We start from the raw sequence: 19,661 nt of genomic DNA, 5'->3' as shown, positions 1-19,661 counted from the left end.
CGAAATGTCTTTGCTCTGCGTTTATTGGAAACACACGAAGGGCGGACCTGCTTCCCGATCCGGAAGCCGAAGCTTCTGGCCGGGCAAGCAAGGTCCGCCCTCGCGAAAACGCTCTACGGAGCCTGAGTCCTAGGAACTAGGGGTTTCAGGCGACCGGAACGATGTTCACGACCTTGCGGCCGCGGTGCGTACCGAACTCCACCGCACCGGCGTTCAGCGCGAACAGGGTGTCGTCGCCACCGCGACCGACGCCCGTGCCGGGGTGGAAGTGGGTGCCGCGCTGGCGGACCAGGATCTCACCGGCGTTGACGGTCTGACCGCCGAAGCGCTTCACACCGAGCCGCTGAGCATTGGAATCGCGCCCGTTCCGAGTGGACGATGCGCCCTTCTTGTGTGCCATCTTGTCTCAGTCCCTTACTTCGCAGCCGCGGGGATGCCGGTGATCTTGATCGCCGTGTACTGCTGACGGTGACCCTGACGACGGCGGTAGCCGGTCTTGTTCTTGTACCGAAGGATGTCGATCTTGGCACCCTTGTGGTGGTCAACGACCTCGGCCTGCACCTTGATGCCGGCCAGCACCCACGGGTCGCTGGTCACAGCGTCGCCGTCGACAACGAGCAGCGTAGAGAGCTCTACGGTGTCGCCAACCTTGGCAGTGGAAATCTTGTCAACCTCAACGATGTCGTCGACAGCAACCTTGTGCTGGCGACCACCGCTGCGCACGATGGCGTACACGCGGATCTCTCTTTCGCTCGGAACGAAACCCCTGAAGCCAGCCGCTCACACGTGCCCGAGGGCTCATGATGTTCCGGATTGGACGAGCGGCCTCCCCCGGCGGACCGGGAGGTGAGGTGCTCAGGGGTGCGGCGCTCAACAGACGCCGACGGTCAAGGTTACGGGTCACCCGCCGAAAGGGTCAAACCAGCCCCCTTCCGCCGCGTGCGCGCGGGCTACGCGGGCGGCTTCTCACCGTCCTGCGGCAGCGGCTTCACGCCCTTGCACAGGTCCGTGGCGTCGGCCGTGCCGGGCCAGGCGACGTTCCACACGCGGTTGAAGTGGTCGCGGTAGGCGTCGTGCACGGAGTCGTCGTCGACCTTGACGATCGCCTCGTCGTTCTCGCGCAGCGCGGGGCCCGTGTAGTTCTGCGACCCGGTGAAGGTGATCTTGTTCCGCTTGCCGTCGTACATGCCGTCCACCAGCAGGTACTTCGAGTGGATGATGTACGGCGTCGTGAGCTTCTTGCCGGGGTTCAGCGGGTCCCGGTCGTCGTTGAGGCAGCGCAGCGAGGGCCCGCCCGTGGCGTGCAGACCCTCCCACGTCCCCTTGGGGCCGCCCAGGCTCTTGGCGCTGTCGGTCTCCGCGTACATGAGGCTGACGGAGCAGCCCTGCTTCTTCAGCGAGACCAGCTTGTCGGCGATCTGCTTGCGGGTGACCTTGAAGATCGCGGCCCGGATGACGGTCTTCTTCGCGGCGCCGGTCACCGGGTCCTTGTAGGAGCACGCGACGTTGTTGAGGACCGAGTACATCGTGTCGGACTCGTTGACCGTGCCGGCCCGCGGGAAGAAGTACGCCTTGTACAGGCCGCTGCTGACGGTGCGGTAGTCCCACGTCGACCAGCTCTTGCCGGTCATGTCCGTGAAGTAGTCCGAGTACGCCTCGTACATCACGCCGTTGTTCGGCAGCATCAGCGCGTCGTTGTAGAACTTCGTGTGCGCCGACGGCGTCGAGTTCGACGTGGTCTGCACGACGACGTTCGTGGCGCCCTCGACCGCGGAGAACAGCCAGAACTTGTTGTGCATGATCGACTGGCCGTACTTGGGGTCGCCCAGGCAGGACTTGTGCGCCGGGCAGAGCGTCACGAAGGACGGGCTCGTCCTGCTGGTGCCCAGGGCGGCCTTCAGCGAGGCGTACGACGTGTTGGTGGGGCGGTCGCTGACGCTGGACTCGTCGAGCAGTATCTGCACGTTGACGCCGCGGTTCTTGGCCGCGACGAGCGCGTCGACGACCGACTGCTCCCACACGTGGTAGACCGCGACCTTGATCACCGAACCGGGCAGCGCCGCGTTCGTCAGCTGGATCAGCCTGGTGCGGATCGCGTACTGCTGGTCCGTGGTGCCGTGCGGGTCGTTGAAGATCGGCCCCTCGGTCCACGTGGGGGTGTCCGCGGCGGCGGTCCCCACGGACGCGGTGGCCTGGATCCCGGCCGCCGAGAGAACCGTGGCGATTGCCACGGCCTGTCTGCCGCCCTTGACCGGCTTCACGGCACGGTGACGGCCCGTGCCTCTCAGGCGCGCGTGCGCCATTGCTACCCCTCCCCTGTTTCACGGGCCGCGTGTTCTCCCCAACGCGCGGTCGCGTGATCGTTCTTGTTCACTCGTGCGACTCCATGAGTTTTACAGGTAGTTGGCCGGCCTCCAAGAGGCAGGGTGCGGCTCAGTGGTGTGACGTGATCCGTGACAGGCCGACGCCCCCGTTCCGCACGTGCGGAACGGGGGCGTCGGATCCGGATCTACCGCGTTGCTCAGGCCTCGTCGGCCGCGGCGGAGACGGACGGCTGAGCCTGCTGCTCGGCCGCCACGGTCTTCTTGGCGGTCGCCTTCTTGGCGGCGGTCTTGGTCGCCGCCTTCTTGGCCGTCGTCTTCTTCGCGGCCGTCTTCTTGGCCGCGGTCTTCTTGGTGGCGGCCTTCTTCGCCGTCGCCTTCTTGGCCGTCTTACGGGCCGCCTTCTTGGCGGCGGGCGCCTCTTCGGCGGCCTCGGACTCGGCCTGCTCCGGCTCGGCCTGCGCCTCCGTGGCCGACGGGACGACCATCAGGGCCGTCTCCTCGGACGCGGTCGGCGCGGTGGCCTTGCGGACGGCGCGGCGACGCGGGCGGGCCGGAGCCGCGCTCTCGGCGGGCGCCTCGGCCTCAGCGGCCTTGGGCTCGGCCTTCTCCTCGGCCACGGCGGGCTCCGGCTCGGGCTTGGCGGGCGCCGTGACGGTCACCTCGGCCTCGGCGGCGGCGTTCGGCGAACCGGCCGGGGCCGTCGCCTTACGGGTCGCCCGACGGCGCGTACGGCCCTTGGGAGCGGCGTCCTCGACCGCGGCGGGCTCCGCCACGACCGGCTCGGCCACGACGGGCTCGGCCTCGAACTGCGGGGCCTCCACCTTGGGAGCCTCCGCCTTGGCGGTCTCCTTCGGGGCGGCCTCGCCCTTGGGCGCGCCGGCCGGAGCCGACGCCCTGCGGGTCGCACGACGGCGCGAACGGCCACCACGGGCCGCGGCCTCCGCCTCGGCGGGGCTGCTGTACAGCTCCTCGTCGGGCACGAACTCGGGCTCGGCCAGGGCCACCGGCGCCGCGACCTCGGCGGCGACCTCTTCCTCGGTCTCCACCTCCGTCTCGAGCGCCGCCTGCTCGTGGTCGTGCTCGTGCGTGTGCTCCGCGCCGTTGCCGCCACGGCCGCGCTTCTTGCGCTTGCCGCCGCCGCCACCGGCGGACGTGGGCTGCTCCATGTGGACGATGACGCCACGGCCGTTGCAGTGGACGCAGGTCTCGGAGAAGGACTCCAGGAGGCCCTGGCCCACGCGCTTACGGGTCATCTGGACCAGGCCCAGCGAGGTGACCTCGGCCACCTGGTGCTTGGTCCGGTCACGGCCCAGGCACTCGAGGAGCCGGCGCAGGACCAGATCCCTGTTGGACTCCAGGACCATGTCGATGAAGTCGATGACGACGATGCCGCCGAGGTCGCGCAGGCGCAGCTGGCGCACGATCTCCTCGGCCGCTTCGAGGTTGTTCCTCGTCACGGTCTCTTCGAGGTTGCCGCCCTGGCCGGTGAACTTGCCGGTGTTGACGTCGACGACGATCATCGCCTCGGTCTTGTCGATCACCAGCGAGCCGCCGCTGGGCAGCCAGACCTTGCGGTCGAGCGCCTTGGCGAGCTGCTCGTCGATCCGGTACGTCGCGAAGACGTCGACCTCGGAGGTCCACTTCGAGAGGCGGTCGGACAGGTCGGGCGCCACGTGGTTGACGTAGCCGTGGACGGTCTCCCACGCCTCGTCACCGCTGACGATGACCTTGGAGAAGTCCTCGTTGAAGATGTCGCGCACGACGCGGACGGTCATGTCCGGCTCGCCGTACAGCAGGCTCGGCGAGCTCGTCGAGATCTGCTTCGACTTCTTCTGGATCTCTTCCCACTGGGCCTGCAGACGCTCGACGTCGCGGCTCAGCTCCTCCTCGCTCGCACCCTCGGCGGCGGTGCGCACGATAACGCCCGCGTCCTCGGGGACGATCTTCTTGAGGATGGTCTTCAGACGCGCGCGCTCGGTGTCGGGCAGCTTGCGGCTGATGCCGGTCATCGACCCCTCGGGGACGTAGACCAGGTAGCGGCCGGGCAGCGAGACCTGGCTGGTCAGGCGGGCGCCCTTGTGGCCGATCGGGTCCTTCGTGACCTGTACGAGGACGGACTGGCCGGACTTGAGGGCGGTCTCGATGCGGCGCGGCCCGTTGGCCATGCCGAGCGCCTCGAAGTTGACCTCACCGGCGTACAGCACCGCGTTGCGGCCCTTGCCGATGTCGATGAAGGCGGCCTCCATGGACGGCAGCACGTTCTGGACCTTGCCCAGGTACACGTTGCCGACGTACGAGGTCGACTGCTCCTTGTTGACGTAGTGCTCGACGAGGATGTCGTCCTCGAGCACGCCGATCTGGGTGCGCTCGCCGTGCTGGCGGACGACCATCACACGCTCGACGGCCTCGCGGCGGGCCAGGAACTCGGCCTCGGTGATGATCGGCACACGACGGCGGCCCTGCTCACGGCCCTCGCGGCGGCGCTGCTTCTTCGCCTCGAGACGCGTCGAGCCCTTGATGGACTGCACCTCGTCGGCGCCGGTGCCGCGCTCCTCCTGCTTGCGGGGCTCGCGGACCTTCACGACCGTGCGCTCGGGGTCGCTGTCGCCCGGCTCGCTGTCGGTGGAGGAGTCACCCGCGCGACGGCGACGGCGACGGCGGCGACGGCTGCTGCTGGAGCCGGACGGGCCGGACTCCTCGCGCTCGTCGGCCTCGTCGGCCTCATCGCCCTCGTCGGTGGGCTCGGCGCCCTCGTCGGTGGGCTCGGCCTCTTCGTCGTGCTGCTCGTCGGACTCGGCGTCCGTGGAGTCACCGCGACGGCGGCGGCGGCCACCACGGCGCCGGCGGCGCGTGGGGCGGTCGCCCTGCTCGTCGTGGTCCTCGTGGTCCTGGTCACCCTCGTCGGCGCCCTCGGCGTCCTCGGCCTCAGCCTCGGCCTCGGCGCGCTCCTCGACGGCGGCGGGCCGCTGCGGCTCGGCGGCCTGGGCGGCGGGCTGCTCCTCAGCGGCGCGGCCACGGCGACGGCGACGGCGCGGCGTCTCCTCAGCGACCACGTCGGCCACGGTCACGGTCTCGACGGGAGCCTCGGCCTCGACCGGCTCCTCCTCCACCGCGGCCTCGGCGGCTGCCGCCGCGGCGGCAGCGCGCTCCGGGGTCTGGAACATCGGCTCGGCGAAGACCGGCGCCTGGAAGACGGCGACGGACGGCCGCGCGGGACGGCGCGAACCCTTCGTGCCCTTGGTCTCGTCGGCGGCGGGCTCGGCGGCGGCGCGCGTGGCGGCCTTCCTGGCGGAGCGCTGCGCGGGCTCGGAGAAACCGACCGCGGCCTTGCGGGTGGCGCGGCGACGGGGGCGGCGCCCACCTTCGGCGTCCTCCTCGGCCGCGGCGGGGGCCTCTGTCTTGGGGGCCTCGGCCTTGGCGGGGGTCTCCGCCTTGGGAGCCTCGGCCGCGGCGGGCTCGGCGGCGGCCACGGGCTCGGCCTGCTCGGGCGCCCCGGCGGGGGCGGTGGAGCGGCGAGTGGCGCGGCGGCGGCCGCGCCCGGCGGGGGCGGCCGCCGGCTCGGCGGGGGTCTCTTCCGCGGCCACGGCGGGCTCGGCGGCGGGCTCGGTCACGGCGGGAGCCTCGGCCTGCTCGGGGGTACCGGCGGGGGCGGAGACGCGGCGCGTGGCGCGGCGACGGGTGCGCCCGGCGGGCGCGGCCTCCGGCTCGGGGGCGGTCTCTTCTGCGGCGACGGCAGGCGCGGCGGCGGCAGCGGGCTCGGCCTCGGCGCTCTCGGCTGCGTCGGAAGTCTTGGGTGCGCCGGAGGGCGCGGAGGCGCGGCGGGTGGCGCGCCGACGCGGGCGCCCGGCGGGTGCGGCGTCCTGCGCGGGGGCCTCGGCGGCCGCGCTTGCCTCGGTCTCTTCGGCGACGGGCTCGGCGGCGGCCGTCACGGCCTGGGTGGTGTCAGCGGCGGCACCCGTGGGCGGGCCCGCGGGGCGCGAGGCCGCACGGCGCCGGCGGCGCGGCGGCAGGGTGTCGCTGGGGCTGTTGTTGTCGGTTCCCCCGGACGACGACGTCTCGGTGGGTTCGGTCGGCTCAAGCATGCGGGTGGATCTCCCGTCAGGCTCCCGGGCGCCGCGCCTGGTCCGGTGACGTCCGCGGCTCGCGCGTTCATGCGCGGTGCCGCCGTCCGGGGCGCGGGCGCCGCACGGGAGCTCTCTGTCTGTTCTCGCCGGTTCCGTACGCCATGTGTGCGTACGGCCTGGCGAAAGTCCTTGGGTTCGTGCGCTGCCCGACCCAGGTGGCTCCCGAGTACGAGGGCGGCGCTTGACGACCGTCCTTACGCGGAACCTGGCACCGGCGCCGTCGCGGCGGCAGCTGCGGCGCTCCCCCCGCTTGCGGGAGGTGCGGCCTCGACTGCCTCGCGGTCGGGCGCGAGCGGGTCGGTCACCGTGCCGGTCTCTTCATCGAAAAGCCCCTGCGCCAGCCTGGTCACCGCTGCGGGGACCGGCGGCGCCAGGTCGGCCACAGCTCGGAGACCGGACAGGACGTCGTCGGGTCGAACGGCAGGCGTCACGTGCCGAACAACCAGGCGCAGTATCGCACAGGCCTTGTCGGTCGGCCTATCAGCCCGGTCTTCGTGCGCCTGCGGGGCCTCGACGGCCTCGAGGCTCACGACGGCGGCGCGGGCGTCGAACGTCCGCATCCCGTTCTTGGTCCTTCGCTGGACCTCGACGGCCTCCGCCGCGACGAACGCGTCCGCGGCGGCCTTGGCCTCAGCGGCCTCGACGCCGTCGAGCCGCAGCTCCCAGACGGATGCGGTGAGCCGGTCGGCAAGGCCCGAGGTGCGGGACTCGACGGCCTCGATGATGTCGAGCCCGGTGGGGAGCGACTCGTCGAGAAGCTCGCGCAGCTTTTCCGGATCGCGCGCTTCGGTGAGCGCGATCTCCAGATACTCGGCCTCGCTGCCCGTGCCGGTGGGTGCGGCATTGGCGTACGACACCTTCGGGTGCGGCGTGAACCCCGCCGAGTACGCCATGGGCACCTCGGCGCGGCGCAGCGCACGCTCGAAGGCGCGCTGGAAGTCACGGTGGCTGGTGAACCGGAGGCGGCCGCGCTTGGTGTAGCGCAGTCGGATGCGCTGCACCGCGGGTGCGGGCGGCGGGCCTTCGGGCTGTCGCTTGCCCAGTGTTCTAGTCCTTCGTGAGTGCGGTCGTACTGCTACCTAGAGTACGTGCCTGAGACGCACCAGGTTCCCGCCGGTCCTTGACCAGCGCTTGAGGCTCCGCCCGTTTCGCTCCGAAGAGCGCCCTGCGGACGTCGGCCCTGGCCTGGCGCACGCTCTCCCGCGCCGCCGCGAGGGCCTGGCGCGCGGCGGCTCCCGCGTCCTTGACCGCCCGGGCCGCGGGCCGCCATACGGAGTCCCGTACGAGGTGTCCCAGCGGGGTGCACACAGTGCGGTACGCCCAGCGCACCGGGTCGACGAAGATCCACCGCAGGAGCCGGCCGAGGAGCCGGCCGACGGCCCGGGAGACGTGTCCGGCGACACGCCACGCGTGCCCGAGCGCGTCACAGATCTCCCGTACGAGGACGACGACGGCTCGCCCGACGGGTACGAGAACCCAGCGCCGGAGAGCGACGGCGGGCACGACGAAGATCCACCGTACGAGGGTGACGACGACGGCCCAGATCCCGCGCCCGAGCCACGCGAGCCCGGACCACACGCCCCGGCCAAGCCATGTGAGTCCCGCGCCGAGCGCTCGGCCGGCGAGAGCGAGACTGGTCCCAACCAGCTTGAGCACAAGAGCAGTTGCGCGTCCTACGGGTGCGAGCGCGTGGGCGTGGAGCCAGACCCAGGGCCATACGAAGAGGGCCTTGGAGAGCCAGATGACGGCGGTCGCCGTGCCGCGCCCGAATGGGGCCAGGGCGTGTGCGTAGAACCACACCGCGGGGACGACGACGAGGGCGCGCAGCAGGGCGGCGACTCCTGCCCCCAGGGCGCGGCCCGCCGCCGCGAGGCCCCGCGCCAGCCAGGCGATCCCGCGCCCCACCCCGGCAACCCCGGACCGGACGACAGAGGCGAGGCGTCCGATCCCCCGGCCCACGAAAGCGAGGCCCGCCCAAAAACCCCGCCCCAGCCACGCGATCCCGTGCCCGGCCGGCGTCATCACGCACCGGAACCACCAGGCGACCGAGGCGACGACCCCCTTCCACCACACCCACAGGGCGACGGCCCGCACCCCGCGCCCGACCGGCGCGAGGACATAGCGCCACAAGGCAATCCACGGCCACACGAACAGCGCCCCGCCGAGCCACCTCAACGCAACGGCGACCACCCGGCCGACCGGAGCCAGCACGTACCCCCACAACGCCACCCACGGCCACACGAACAACGCCCCGCCGAGCCACCTCAACGCAACGGCGACCACCCGGCCGACCGGAGCCAGCACGTACCCCCACAACGCCACCCACGGCCACACGAACAACGCCCTGCCGAGCCACCTCAACGCGACAGCGACCGCCCGGCCGACCGGAGCCAGCACGTACCCCCACAACGCCACCCACGGCCACACGAACAACGCCCTGCCGAGCCACGTCAGCGCGGCGCCCACACTCCGTGCCACCGGGGCTAGTACGCGTCGCCACAGCCACACCCACGGGACCACGAACAACGCGCGGGCCAGTGGGACGAGGCCGCGACGCCAGACAACACGACCGCCGGCGGCGACCGCGTCCCAAGCCAGGCGGATCGGTACGACGAGGACCAGGACGACGATGCGCACCGGGATGCGGATCGCGGCCACGAGGCAGCCCTCGGGCGGGCGTTCGGCGGTCGCGTGCTCCGCGGGCGTCGGGTGCTTCTCCCAGTCCATGTCTTCACAGACGCCGGAGCGCGGCATACGGATCCGCGTCATGGGAACTTCACGCACACCTCTGGCCCCGGCCACTTTTATCTCGTATTCATAACGGGTCTGGGCCGAACAGGCCGCTTGCAGAAGGACGTTGGAGGACACCACCGATGAGCACGAGCTCGCCGCACCCCGAGGACAGACCCGAACTCTCCCGCCGCACCCTCATCGGCGGCGCCGCGGCCGCCGGTGCGCTGGCCGCGCTGCCGCTGAGCCTGCGCACCGCGCTCGCCGCGCCGGGCAGGCCCGGCAAGCTGGAGGACATCCAGCACGTCGTGGTGTTCATGCAGGAGAACCGGTCGTTCGACCACTACTTCGGCACGATGCAGGGGATACGGGGGTTCGGTGACCGCGCCGCCGTGCGCGGGATCAACGGCAAGCCCGTGTTCCACCAGCCCGACCCGTCGCGCGCGGAGGGCTGGCTCGCGCCGTTCGCGATGAACGCCGCGCACACCAGCGCGTACCAGCAGGGCGCCGCCGCCTTCGGGTTCGGCGACTCGATGAACGCCCGCAACGACGGCATAGCCGACGGCTACGTCACCCGGCGCGGCAGCGGCTGGCTCGGCCAGGGCTACTACGAGCCCGCCGACATGCCCTTCTACAACGCGCTCGCCTCGGTCTTCACCATCTGCGACCACTACTACTGCTCGACCGAGACCAGCACCAACCCCAACCGCGAGCACCTGATGACCGGCACCAGCGGCGGTACGGTGCGCGACATCGCCGTCATCGACAACCAGGAGCCCGGCTTCGAGTGGACGACGTACGCGGAGCGGCTGGAGGCGGCGGGGATCTCCTGGAAGACGTACCAGGCGCAGGAGAACTTCGACGACAACGCGCTCGCCTGGTTCAACACCTTCCGTGCCGCCAAGCCCGGTGAGGCGCTGTACGAGAAGGGCATGAAGAAGGTCGGCAACCCGGCGCAGACGAACGACCCGTGGGCGATGGGTGACGCGCTGGTCGCCGCGTTCGCGGAGGACGTGAAGAACGACGCGCTGCCGCAGGTCTCCTGGCTCGTCGCGCCGGCCGCGCTGTCCGAGCACGCCAGCTACGCGCCGCCGCACGGGGAGGATCTGACGGCGCGTCTGCTGTCCGCGCTCGCCGACAGCCCCGAGGTCTTCGCCAAGACCGCGTTCATCCTGAACTACGACGAGCACGGCGGCTTCTACGACCACCTGGTCGCGCCCGTGCCGCCGGTCGCCGAGGGCCGCGGCCGGTCGACCGTGACGCCCGACGGCGAGGTCGTGGTGCGGGTCAGCAAGGGCAGCTCGTCCTTCTACCGGCCCGTCAACCAGCAGGGCCAGTACCGCGTGAAGGGTGCCGACGGGACGCTGACCTGGTCCGACACGCTGCCCGCCGGTGAGACGAAGGCGGCGGGGCCCTTCCCGCTCGGGCTCGGCATGCGCGTACCGATGATCGTCGTGTCGCCGTGGACGCGCGGCGGCGCCGTGGCGTCGACGGTGTGTGACCACACGTCCGTCATCCAGTTCCTGGAGAAGCGCTTCGGGGTGCACGAGCCCAACATCAGCCCCTGGCGCCGCGAGGTCACCGGTGACCTCACCGACGTCTTCGACTTCTCCGGCAAGAACCCGTCGTGGCCCACGCTGCCCGACACCAGCGGCAACCGCCAGAAGGTCACCGACACCGGCAAGCTGCCCGCGCCCACCGTGCCCAGGCCGCAGCTCCTGCCCGAGCAGCAGCGCGGCAGTCGCACCGCCCGCCCCACCCCGTACGACCTGCGGGTCACGCCCCGCGTGCGCGGCGGCAAGGTCACCCTGGATCTCGCCAACCACGGCCGTCAGGGCGCCGTCCTCGCGGTGTACCCCGAGCCCGGCATCGCGCCGAAGCACTACACGCTGAGCCCCAAGTCGAAGCTGTCCGACGTGTGGAGCCCCGGAGACAACGGCTACGACCTGCGCGTCCACGGGCCGAACGGCGCCCTGTGGCAGCTGCGCGGCGACGCGGCGGGCTCGTTCGAGGCGCACCTGGACCTCGCCGACGACGGCCGCGACGCCGACGTCGAGCTCACCAACCACGCCCGCACCACCCGCACGTTCCTCGTCGGTGACCTGGCCTACGGCGGCGGCACCCGCGAGTTCCGCGTCGGCGCGGGCGCGCACCGCACCGTCCGGATCCGCGTGCCGCGCGAGGGCTGGTACGACGTGGCCGTCACCGTCCGCGACGAGCCCGGCTTCCTGCGCCGGTACGCGGGCCGGGTCCCCGGCAAGCTCGAAGGCGTCACCGACCCCGCGATGGGGCTGCCCGACGCGCTCGGCGTCACGGTGTCCCTGGAGGCGGCGTCGACCACGATCGACGAGGCGATCCTGGTCCCCGGCAAGGCCGCCCGCGTGCGCGCACGGTTCGACGCGACGACCGCCGTGTCCGCGATCGAGGCGCACCCGGTGGTGCCCAAGGGCTGGGCGGTGAAGGCGGTTTCGGCGCCGCCCGCCTCGCTCGCGGCGGGCGCGTCGGCGTCCGCCGAGTGGGAGGTGCAGGTCCCGGAGGAGCTGTCGGGAACGGCCGCGTACCGGCTGCTTGTGACGGCGCGGGGCCGGTCCGGCGAGCGGTTCGTCCTGGCCGACGGCGAGGTCTCGGCGCGTACCGCCCCGTCCATGGCGGGCCATCTGCTCGGCGAGGACTTCGAGTCGGTGGCGGATGCGCTGGAGCCGGTCTCGGGCGTCGTCGGCTGGACGGCGAAGGCCCCGAAGGGCTGGTCCGTGGTGAACGCGGCCGGTATGCCGCAGGGCACCGCCCGCCTCCAGGGCTGGACGTTCCACACCAAGCGGGCCTGGTCACCCGGGGGTCAGGACCGGGGCAGCTTCGGCCGTGCGCTCGGCGTCGTCGCGGTCGCCGACCCGGACGACTGGGACGACACGGGATCGCCGTCGACGAAGGGCACGTTCGACTCGACGCTGGTATCCCCCGCGGTCCCGGTCCCGTCCGGCACGTCGAAGCTGTACGTCGCCTTCGACTCGCACTACCGCCAGGAGGCCCCGCAGAAGGCGGCGGTGACGGCGGTCTTCGACACGGGCGAGGAGACGCGTCTCCTCTACTACAGCGCCGACGCGACGGGCAACGACAACGCGGGCCACGACGCCGAGAACACCTTCGTGACGAAGGAACTCGCGGTGCCGGCGGGCGCGAAGTCGGTCACCCTGAAGTTCCGCATGTACGACGCGGGCAACAACTGGTACTGGGCGGTCGACCACGTCCGCGTGGACGACAAGCCGATCACGGCGTGACATGAGTGAGGGGCCGGGACACCGTCATCGGCGTCCCGGCCCCTCAACTCCCGCTGTTCGAAAGCTACTTGACCACGGTCAGCGGCAGCAGCTTCTTGCCCGTCGGGCCGACCTGGATGTGCGTGTCCATCTGCGGGCACACGCCACAGTCGAAGCACGGAGTCCAGCGGCAGTCCTCGACCTCGGTCTCGTCGAGCGAGTCCTGCCAGTCCTCCCAGAGCCAGTCCTTGTCGAGGCCCGAGTCCAGGTGGTCCCAGGGCAGGACCTCCTCGTACGTGCGCTCACGCGTCGTGTACCAGTCGACGTCCACGCCGAACTCGGGCAGCGTCTTCTCCGCGCAGGCCATCCAGCGGTCGTAGCTGAAGTGCTCGCGCCAGCCGTCGAAGCGGCCGCCGTCCTCGTAGACCGCGCGGATGACGGAGCCGATGCGGCGGTCACCGCGGGAGAGCAGGCCCTCGACGATGCCGGGCTTGCCGTCGTGGTAGCGGAAGCCGATGGAACGGCCGTACTTCTTGTCGCCGCGGATCTTGTCGCGGAGCTTCTCCAGGCGGGCGTCCGTCTCGGCGGACGACAGCTGCGGGGCCCACTGGAACGGCGTGTGCGGCTTGGGTACGAAGCCGCCGATGGAGACCGTGCAGCGGATGTCGTTGCCCGCGACCTCACGGCCCTTGGCGATGACGTTCGCCGCCATCTCCGCGATCTGCAGGACGTCCTCGTCGGTCTCGGTGGGCAGGCCGACCATGAAGTACAGCTTCACCTGGCGCCAGCCGTTGCCGTACGCCGTCGCGACGGTCCGGATGAGGTCCTCTTCCGAGACCATCTTGTTGATGACCTTGCGCATGCGCTCGGAGCCGCCCTCGGGGGCGAAGGTCAGACCGGAGCGGCGGCCGTTGCGCGTGAGCTCGTTCGCCAGGTCGACATTGAACGCGTCCACGCGGGTCGACGGCAGCGACAGGCCGATCTTGTCCTCGGTGTACCGGTCGGCGAGGCCTTTCGCGATGTCACCGATCTCGGAGTGGTCCGCGGAGGAGAGCGAGAGCAGGCCGACCTCCTCGAAGCCGGTCGCCTTGAGACCCTTCTCGACCATGTCGCCGATGCCGGTGATGCTTCGCTCCCGCACGGGTCGCGTGATCATGCCGGCCTGGCAGAAACGGCAGCCGCGGGTGCAGCCGCGGAAGATCTCGACGGACATCCGCTCGTGGACGGTCTCGGCGAGCGGGACGAGGGGCTGCTTCGGGTACGGCCACTCGTCGAGGTCCATGACGGTGTGCTTGCTGACGCGCCACGGCACGCCGGACCTGTTCGGCACGACGCGGCCGATGCGGCCGTCCGGCAGGTACTCGACGTCGTAGAACCCGGGGACATAGACGCCGCCCGTCCTCGCGAGGCGGAACAGCACCTCCTCGCGGCCGCCGGGGCACCCCTCGGCCTTCCAGGCGCGGATGATCTCCGTCATGTCGAGGACGGCCTGCTCGCCGTCACCGATGACGGCGCAGTCGATGAACTCGGCGATCGGCTCGGGGTTGAAGGCCGCGTGGCCGCCCGCGAGGACGATCGGGTCGTCGATCGTGCGGTCCTTGGCCGCCAGCGGGATGCCGGCGAGATCCAGGGCCGTGAGCATGTTCGTGTAGCCGAGCTCGGTGGAGAAGGAGAGCCCGAACACGTCGAACGCCTTGAGCGGCCGGTGCGAGTCCACGGTGAACTGCGGCACCTTGTGCTCGCGCATCAGCGCTTCCATGTCCGGCCACACGCTGTAGGTGCGCTCGGCGAGGACGCCCTCGCGCTCGTTCAGCACCTCGTAGAGGATCATGACGCCCTGGTTCGGGAGCCCGACCTCGTAGGCGTCCGGGTACATCAGCGCCCAGCGGACGTCGGAGCTCTCCCACGGCTTGACGGTGGAATTGAGCTCACCGCCCACGTACTGGATCGGCTTCTGCACATGCGGGAGCAAAGCTTCGAGCTGTGGAAAAACCGACTCTGCGGCTTCGGCAGGCATACCCGGGACCTTCGTGAGCTGACAAGGATGACTGTCAAGCGTAACTCGGTCAGGAGACAGCCTTCGCCCACAGCGGCGGCAGCTCCGCCTCGGCCCGCTCGGCGAGCGCCTCCTCGCGCCCGTACAGCAGCCCGTAAGTGAAGGAGCTCTCCCCCGCCGCGTGGGCCTGCGCCGCCAGGTCGCGCAGCGCCTCGCGCGCCATCACGCTGTCCTGGTGCTCGCCGAGCAGGGACTGGATCGCCTTCGCGTGCTTGCCGACGTCCTTCGCCCGGTCACCGAGCGCGGGCGCGGCGACCTCGGCCGCGTACCGGGTGCGCTTGGCGGCCTTGCGGGCGTCGTGCAGGGCGTGGTCGCGCGCCGGGCCGGAATCCTCGGCGAGCGCCTCGTCGACACGTCCCGCGAGCCGCTTGAAGTCCTTCTTCACGGCCTTGGCCAGGGCGTTCTTCGACTGCTTGGCCCGCAGCGGGGGCGCGTCGACGAGTGCGTCGAGGACGGCCAGGAGCGCGAGGTACCGCTTGCCGTCGAGTACGGCGATCAGATGGCGGCGCGATCCGGAACGCCTGGCCCGCGACCAGGTCCGCAGCCGGGTGCGGACGGGGCCGGTGGACAGCTCACGCGGCAGTTCGTCGAGGGCCGCGCTCAGCCGCTCGGTCAGGACCTCCTGGTCGCGGTCGAGACCGAGCTCACCGGCGAGCCACTTCAGCTCGCCGCCGATCGGATCCGTCACGGCCCGGTCGAGGATCTTGCCGTACGAGCGCAGCGCGCTGCGCAGCCGGCGCGTGGCTACGCGCATCTGGTGCACCGAATCGGGCAGGTCGCGCCGGACGGCGGGGTCGAGGTCGACGATCGCGTCGCGCTGGGCCCTGAGGTAGGCGAGGACGTGGTCGGCGGGGGTCTCGGGGTCGTCTGCGGGCCGGGGCGGGCGCGGGCCGATGCCGGTCTCCGTGAGGGCCCGCGCGAGCTTCGACGAGGAGGCCGAGCGGCTCGCCCCGGCCTTGCGGAGCTTCTTCTCGACCTTGCCGAGGAACGCCGGGTCGCCGCCGTCCGCCAGCTCGACCTCGATCTCGGTCCAGGAGGTGGCGCCGGCCCCGCCGGTGAGCCGCTCGGCCCGTACGCCGTCGACGCTGACCTCGGCGAGGAGCGCGCCGTCGGCGCCGGTGAGATCGTGGACGTCGCGCGAGGAGCGCAGCCGCATCAGGGGTACGAGATCGGCCTCGCGCACCCGGGAGCGCACCAGGCCGGTGAGGTCGCGGGGCACGTCGTCGGAGAGCGGGGCCCGGATCTCGTCCCGTACGCCCTCGGCGAGGGAGACGGGGAGCTTGAGGTGCCAGCCCGCGTCGGCGCCGCCGGTGCGGCGCCGCAGGGTGATCGCGGCGGCCGCGAGGCGCTGGTCGGCCGTGTCGTAGTAGACGGCGTCGAGGTCGACGACGCCTTTGTCGATGACGGCGAAGACCCCGGCGACACGGCTCAGATCCGGCAGCCCGAAGCCTTCGTCGGCCACAGGCGCCTCGTACTTACGCTCGATCTCTCGCTTCGTCTCCGCCATCGGCCCTCCCTTCGAGTGAACCACCAGTCCGTATCAGCGACGCCGATGCCGATGCGTTCTACGTTGTGCACCTGCCCTCGGGTAGCGGTCAGGGCTTGGCCGTCATGAAGCTCGATGGAGTTGAGTGAGAAGCCGCCCCGCTCGCGGGGTGGAGGAGTCACGAACCGAATTTAGTCGCCATTCGGTCATATGGGCAGCCCCCTGCCGGAGCCAGGTCTCTACCCGGCTCCGGCAGGGGGCTGTCTCGTCCGGCGTCCCTACGCCGACATGGGCCTTTGGACGCGGATCGACTGGAGCAGCCCGATCGCCACCCAGACGGCGAACATGGACGATCCTCCGTACGACACGAACGGCAGGGGCAGGCCCGCCACCGGCATGATGCCGAGCGTCATGCCGACGTTCTCGAAGGCCTGGAAGGCGAACCAGGCGATGATCCCGGCGGCGACGATCGTGCCGTAGAGCTCGGTCGTCTCGCGGGCGATGCGGCAGGCGCGCCACAGGATGACACCGAGCAGGAGCAGGATCAGCCCGGCTCCGGCGAAGCCGAGTTCCTCGCCGGCGACGGTGAAGACGAAGTCGGTCTGCTGCTCGGGGACGAACTGGCCGGTGGTCTGGGAGCCGTGGAAGAGGCCGGTGCCGGTGAGGCCGCCCGAGCCGATCGCGATGCGGGCCTGGTTGGTGTTGTAGCCGACGCCGGCCGGGTCGAGCGCCGGGTTGGCGAACGCGGCGAAGCGGTTGATCTGGTACTCGTCGAGGATGTGCAGCCGCCAGACGGAGATCGCGCCGAGCACACCCGCGCCGAGCAGGCCGAACACCCAGCGGTTGGAGGCGCCGGAGGCGAGCAGCACACCGAGCACGATGATGGCCGCGACCATGATCGTGCCGAGGTCGGGCATGAGCAGCACGACGAGCATCGGGACGGCAGCGAGGCCCAGCGCCTGCACTACCGTGCGGTGGTCGGGGTACTGCTTGTCGCCCGCGTCGACCCGTGAGGCCAGCAGCATCGCCATGCCCAGGATGATCGTGATCTTGGCGAACTCGGCGGGCTGGAGCGACACTCCGCCCGCGGACAGCCAGTTGCGCTGTCCGTTGATCGTGTCGCCGAGCGGGGTCAGCACCAGCAGCATCAGGAAGACCGAGGCGCCGTAGAGGATCGGCACGGCCGTGCGCAGGGTGCGGTGGCCGAGCCAGATCGTGCCGATCATCAGGGCCAAGCCGATGCCGGTGTTCATGAGGTGCCGGAACAGGAAGAAGTACGGGTCGCCCTGGTTGATCACGGTGCGGTTGCGGGTCGCCGAGTAGACGAGCGCCGAGCCGATGAGGGACAGGGCGAGCGACGACAGGAGGATCGGCCAGTCGAGGCGGCGCAGCACCGAGTCCCTGGCCATGAGCCGGGCGAGGGTGGAGCGCTCGGGGCCGTACCCGGAGACGGAGAAGCCGTTGGTGCCAGCCATGGTGCGTCAGTCCCGCCTTCCGGTGACCGGGGTGCCGATGACCGCCGCCAGTTCCTGCTCGGGGGACGGGCTCGGCTCGGCGGGCTTGTAGGGCTTGATGGTCGGTGCGTCGATCGAGCCGTCCCGCTGGATTTTCGGCAGGTTCTTCTCCGGCTCGGGCAGCAGGGCCTTCTTCTTGTCGATCGTGCCGTCGGCGGCGACGCCGTACAGCGCGTTGTAGATCTTGCGGACGGCCTCACCGGAGGCTCCGGAGCCCGTACCGGCCTGGGAGATCGTCATGATGACCGAGTAGTCCTTGGAGTACGTGGCCAGCCATGACGTGGTCTGCTTGCCGTAGACCTCGGCGGTGCCGGTCTTGGCGTGCAGCGGGATCTTGTCCTGGGGCCAGCCGCCGAACTTCCAGGCGGCGGTACCGCGGGTGACGACGCCGGCGAGGGCGTCGTCCATGCCCTTGAGGGTCGCCTTGGTGATCGGGAGCTTGGCCCTGACCTGGGGCTTGATCTCCCTGACCGTCTTGCCGTCGGCGCTGATGATCGCCTTGCCGATGGTCGGGACGTACTCGGTGCCGCCGTTGGCGAGGGCCCCGTAGATCATGGCCTCCTGAATCGGCGTGAGGAGAGTGTCGCCCTGGCCGATGGAGTAGTTGATCGAGTCGCCCTCGCGCATCTTGTTGCCCTCGAGGCAGTTCTCGTAGGCGATCTTCTCGACGTAGCTGCCGTCCTTCTTGCCGGTCTTGCACCAGCTGTCCTTGTTGGCCTTCCAGAAGGCTTTCTTCCACTGGCGGTCGGGGACGCGGCCCGTGACCTCGTTGGGAAGGTCGATGCCGGTGGTCTTGCCGAGGCCGAACTGGTGGGCGGCCTTGTAGAAGTAGTCCTTGGGGGTCCCCTTCGGGTTGATGCCGCCGTCCTTCTTCCACTCCCGGTCGGCGAGGCCGTAGAAGACGGTGTCGCAGGAGACTTCCAGCGCGCGGCCGAGAGAGATGGGGCCGAAGTTCTCCCCCTCGAAGTTCTTGAAAACCTGGCCGCCGACCGAGTAGGAGCTGGTGCAGGGGTAGTCGCCGTCCCACTTGTAGCCGGCTTCGGCGGCGGCGGCCGTGGAGATCACCTTGAACGTCGAACCGGGCGCGGACTGACCCTGAATGGCCCTGTTGAGCAGCGGGTAGTCGGAGCCCTTGCCGGTGAGCTGCTTGTAGTCCTTGGCGGAGATGCCGCCGATCCAGACGTTCGGGTCGTACGACGGTGCGGACGCCATGGAGACGATCCGGCCGGTCTTGGCCTCCATGACGACGACCGCGCCGGAGTCGGCCTTGTAGTTCTCGCCGGTGATCTTGTCGAACTGCTGGCGGGCCACCTTCATCGCCTCGTTGAGCTCGCGCTCGGCGACGCCCTGCACGCGGGCGTCGATCGAGGTGACGACGTTGGCGCCGGGCTCGGCCTCGTCGCTCTTGGCGCGCCCGATGACGCGGCCGAGGTTGTCGACCTCGTAGCGGGTGACGCCGGCCTTGCCGCGCAGCTCCTTGTCGTAGGTGCGCTCGAGGCCGGAGCGGCCGACCTGGTCGGAGCGCAGGTACGGCGACGAGGTGTCCTTGGCCTTCTCGATCTCGGCGTCGGTGACGGGCGAGAGATAGCCGAGGACCTGCGCGGTGTTGGAGCCGCCCGGCCCCGCGTAGCGGCGTACGGCCTCGGGCTCGGCGGTGATGCCGGGGAAGTCCTCGGAGCGCTCGCGGATCTGGAGGGCCTGCTTGGGCGTGGCCTCGTCCGTGATCGGGATGGGCTGGTAGGGCGAGCCGTTCCAGCAGGGCTGCGGCGTCTTGGCGTCGCAGAGGCGGACCTTCTCCGTGACGTCCTTGGACGTCATCCCCAGCACGTCGGCGAGCTTGGCCAGTACGGCCTTGCCGTCGTCGGGCATCTTCATCAGGTCCGTGCGGGACGCGGAGACGACCAGGCGGGTCTCGTTGTCGGCGATCGGCACACCGCGGGCGTCCAGGATCGAGCCGCGCACTGCGGGGCTGACGACCTGCTGGACGTGGTTGCCGGAGGCCTCCTTGGCGTACTCGGCGCCGTTGCGGATCTGGAGGTACCAGAGGCGGCCGCCGAGGGTGAGCAGGAGGGACAGGACCAGGATCTGGAGGATGACGAGCCGGATCTGGACGCGTGGGGTCCGCCCGGTCTCGGGAATGTTGGTCATGCTGCCTCCCCCTCTCAGTGCGTGT

Annotated in this window: 11 protein-coding genes; 1 reads left to right on the top strand and 10 read right to left on the bottom strand. The window is 70.8% G+C overall.

Features of this window, described 5'->3' with window-relative positions:
- Positions 1 to 145: 145 nt before the first annotated feature.
- From rpmA to OG574_RS30165, 6 genes are all read right to left on the bottom strand, one after another.
- On the bottom strand, positions 146 to 400 hold the full coding sequence (gene rpmA / locus OG574_RS30190; protein WP_100594223.1) for a 50S ribosomal protein L27: 255 nt from the start codon (positions 398 to 400) through the stop codon (positions 146 to 148).
- Positions 401 to 414: 14 nt separating this feature from the next.
- Positions 415 to 735: a 50S ribosomal protein L21 gene (rplU, locus tag OG574_RS30185; protein WP_116513007.1), complete on the bottom strand. Its 321-nt coding sequence runs from the start codon at positions 733 to 735 to the stop codon at positions 415 to 417.
- Between the two features lie 215 nt (positions 736 to 950).
- Positions 951 to 2,303, bottom strand: a complete 1,353-nt coding sequence (locus OG574_RS30180) for a phospholipase D-like domain-containing protein (protein ID WP_326775778.1) — start codon at positions 2,301 to 2,303, stop codon at positions 951 to 953.
- Between the two features lie 218 nt (positions 2,304 to 2,521).
- Complete coding sequence (locus tag OG574_RS30175; protein WP_326775777.1) at positions 2,522 to 6,406, bottom strand: Rne/Rng family ribonuclease; 3,885 nt, start codon at positions 6,404 to 6,406, stop codon at positions 2,522 to 2,524.
- A 236-nt stretch (positions 6,407 to 6,642) separates the two neighbouring features.
- On the bottom strand, positions 6,643 to 7,449 hold the full coding sequence (locus OG574_RS30170; protein ID WP_100594221.1) for a TIGR03936 family radical SAM-associated protein: 807 nt from the start codon (positions 7,447 to 7,449) through the stop codon (positions 6,643 to 6,645).
- A gap of 46 nt (positions 7,450 to 7,495) precedes the next feature.
- A complete protein-coding gene (locus OG574_RS30165; protein ID WP_326775776.1) occupies positions 7,496 to 9,217 on the bottom strand; it encodes a hypothetical protein in 1,722 nt (573 codons plus the stop codon).
- Positions 9,218 to 9,321: 104 nt separating this feature from the next.
- On the opposite strand from OG574_RS30165, the gene OG574_RS30160 reads away from it, so the two are divergent.
- The gene (locus OG574_RS30160) at positions 9,322 to 12,453 is read left to right on the top strand and encodes a phosphocholine-specific phospholipase C (RefSeq protein ID WP_326775775.1); all 3,132 of its coding nucleotides are present in this window, start codon (positions 9,322 to 9,324) and stop codon (positions 12,451 to 12,453) included.
- 64 nt (positions 12,454 to 12,517) lie between these two features.
- Here OG574_RS30160 and OG574_RS30155 read toward each other — a convergent pair whose 3' ends face one another.
- From OG574_RS30155 to mrdA, 4 genes are all read right to left on the bottom strand, one after another.
- Positions 12,518 to 14,449 carry a TIGR03960 family B12-binding radical SAM protein gene (locus OG574_RS30155; protein WP_326775774.1) on the bottom strand — a complete coding sequence of 644 codons (1,932 nt, stop codon included), beginning with the start codon at positions 14,447 to 14,449 and terminating at the stop codon, positions 12,518 to 12,520.
- A 49-nt stretch (positions 14,450 to 14,498) separates the two neighbouring features.
- Positions 14,499 to 15,995: a CYTH and CHAD domain-containing protein gene (locus OG574_RS30150; protein ID WP_326775773.1), complete on the bottom strand. Its 1,497-nt coding sequence runs from the start codon at positions 15,993 to 15,995 to the stop codon at positions 14,499 to 14,501.
- Between the two features lie 257 nt (positions 15,996 to 16,252).
- Positions 16,253 to 17,449 carry a rod shape-determining protein RodA gene (rodA, locus tag OG574_RS30145; RefSeq protein ID WP_326775772.1) on the bottom strand — a complete coding sequence of 399 codons (1,197 nt, stop codon included), beginning with the start codon at positions 17,447 to 17,449 and terminating at the stop codon, positions 16,253 to 16,255.
- Between the two features lie 6 nt (positions 17,450 to 17,455).
- Positions 17,456 to 19,636: a penicillin-binding protein 2 gene (gene mrdA / locus OG574_RS30140; protein WP_326775771.1), complete on the bottom strand. Its 2,181-nt coding sequence runs from the start codon at positions 19,634 to 19,636 to the stop codon at positions 17,456 to 17,458.
- Positions 19,637 to 19,661 lie beyond the last annotated feature (25 nt).

Source organism: Streptomyces sp. NBC_01445 (assembly GCF_035918235.1).
Lineage (GTDB): Bacteria > Actinomycetota > Actinomycetes > Streptomycetales > Streptomycetaceae > Streptomyces.
This window is presented reverse-complemented; position numbering and strand designations above follow the sequence as displayed.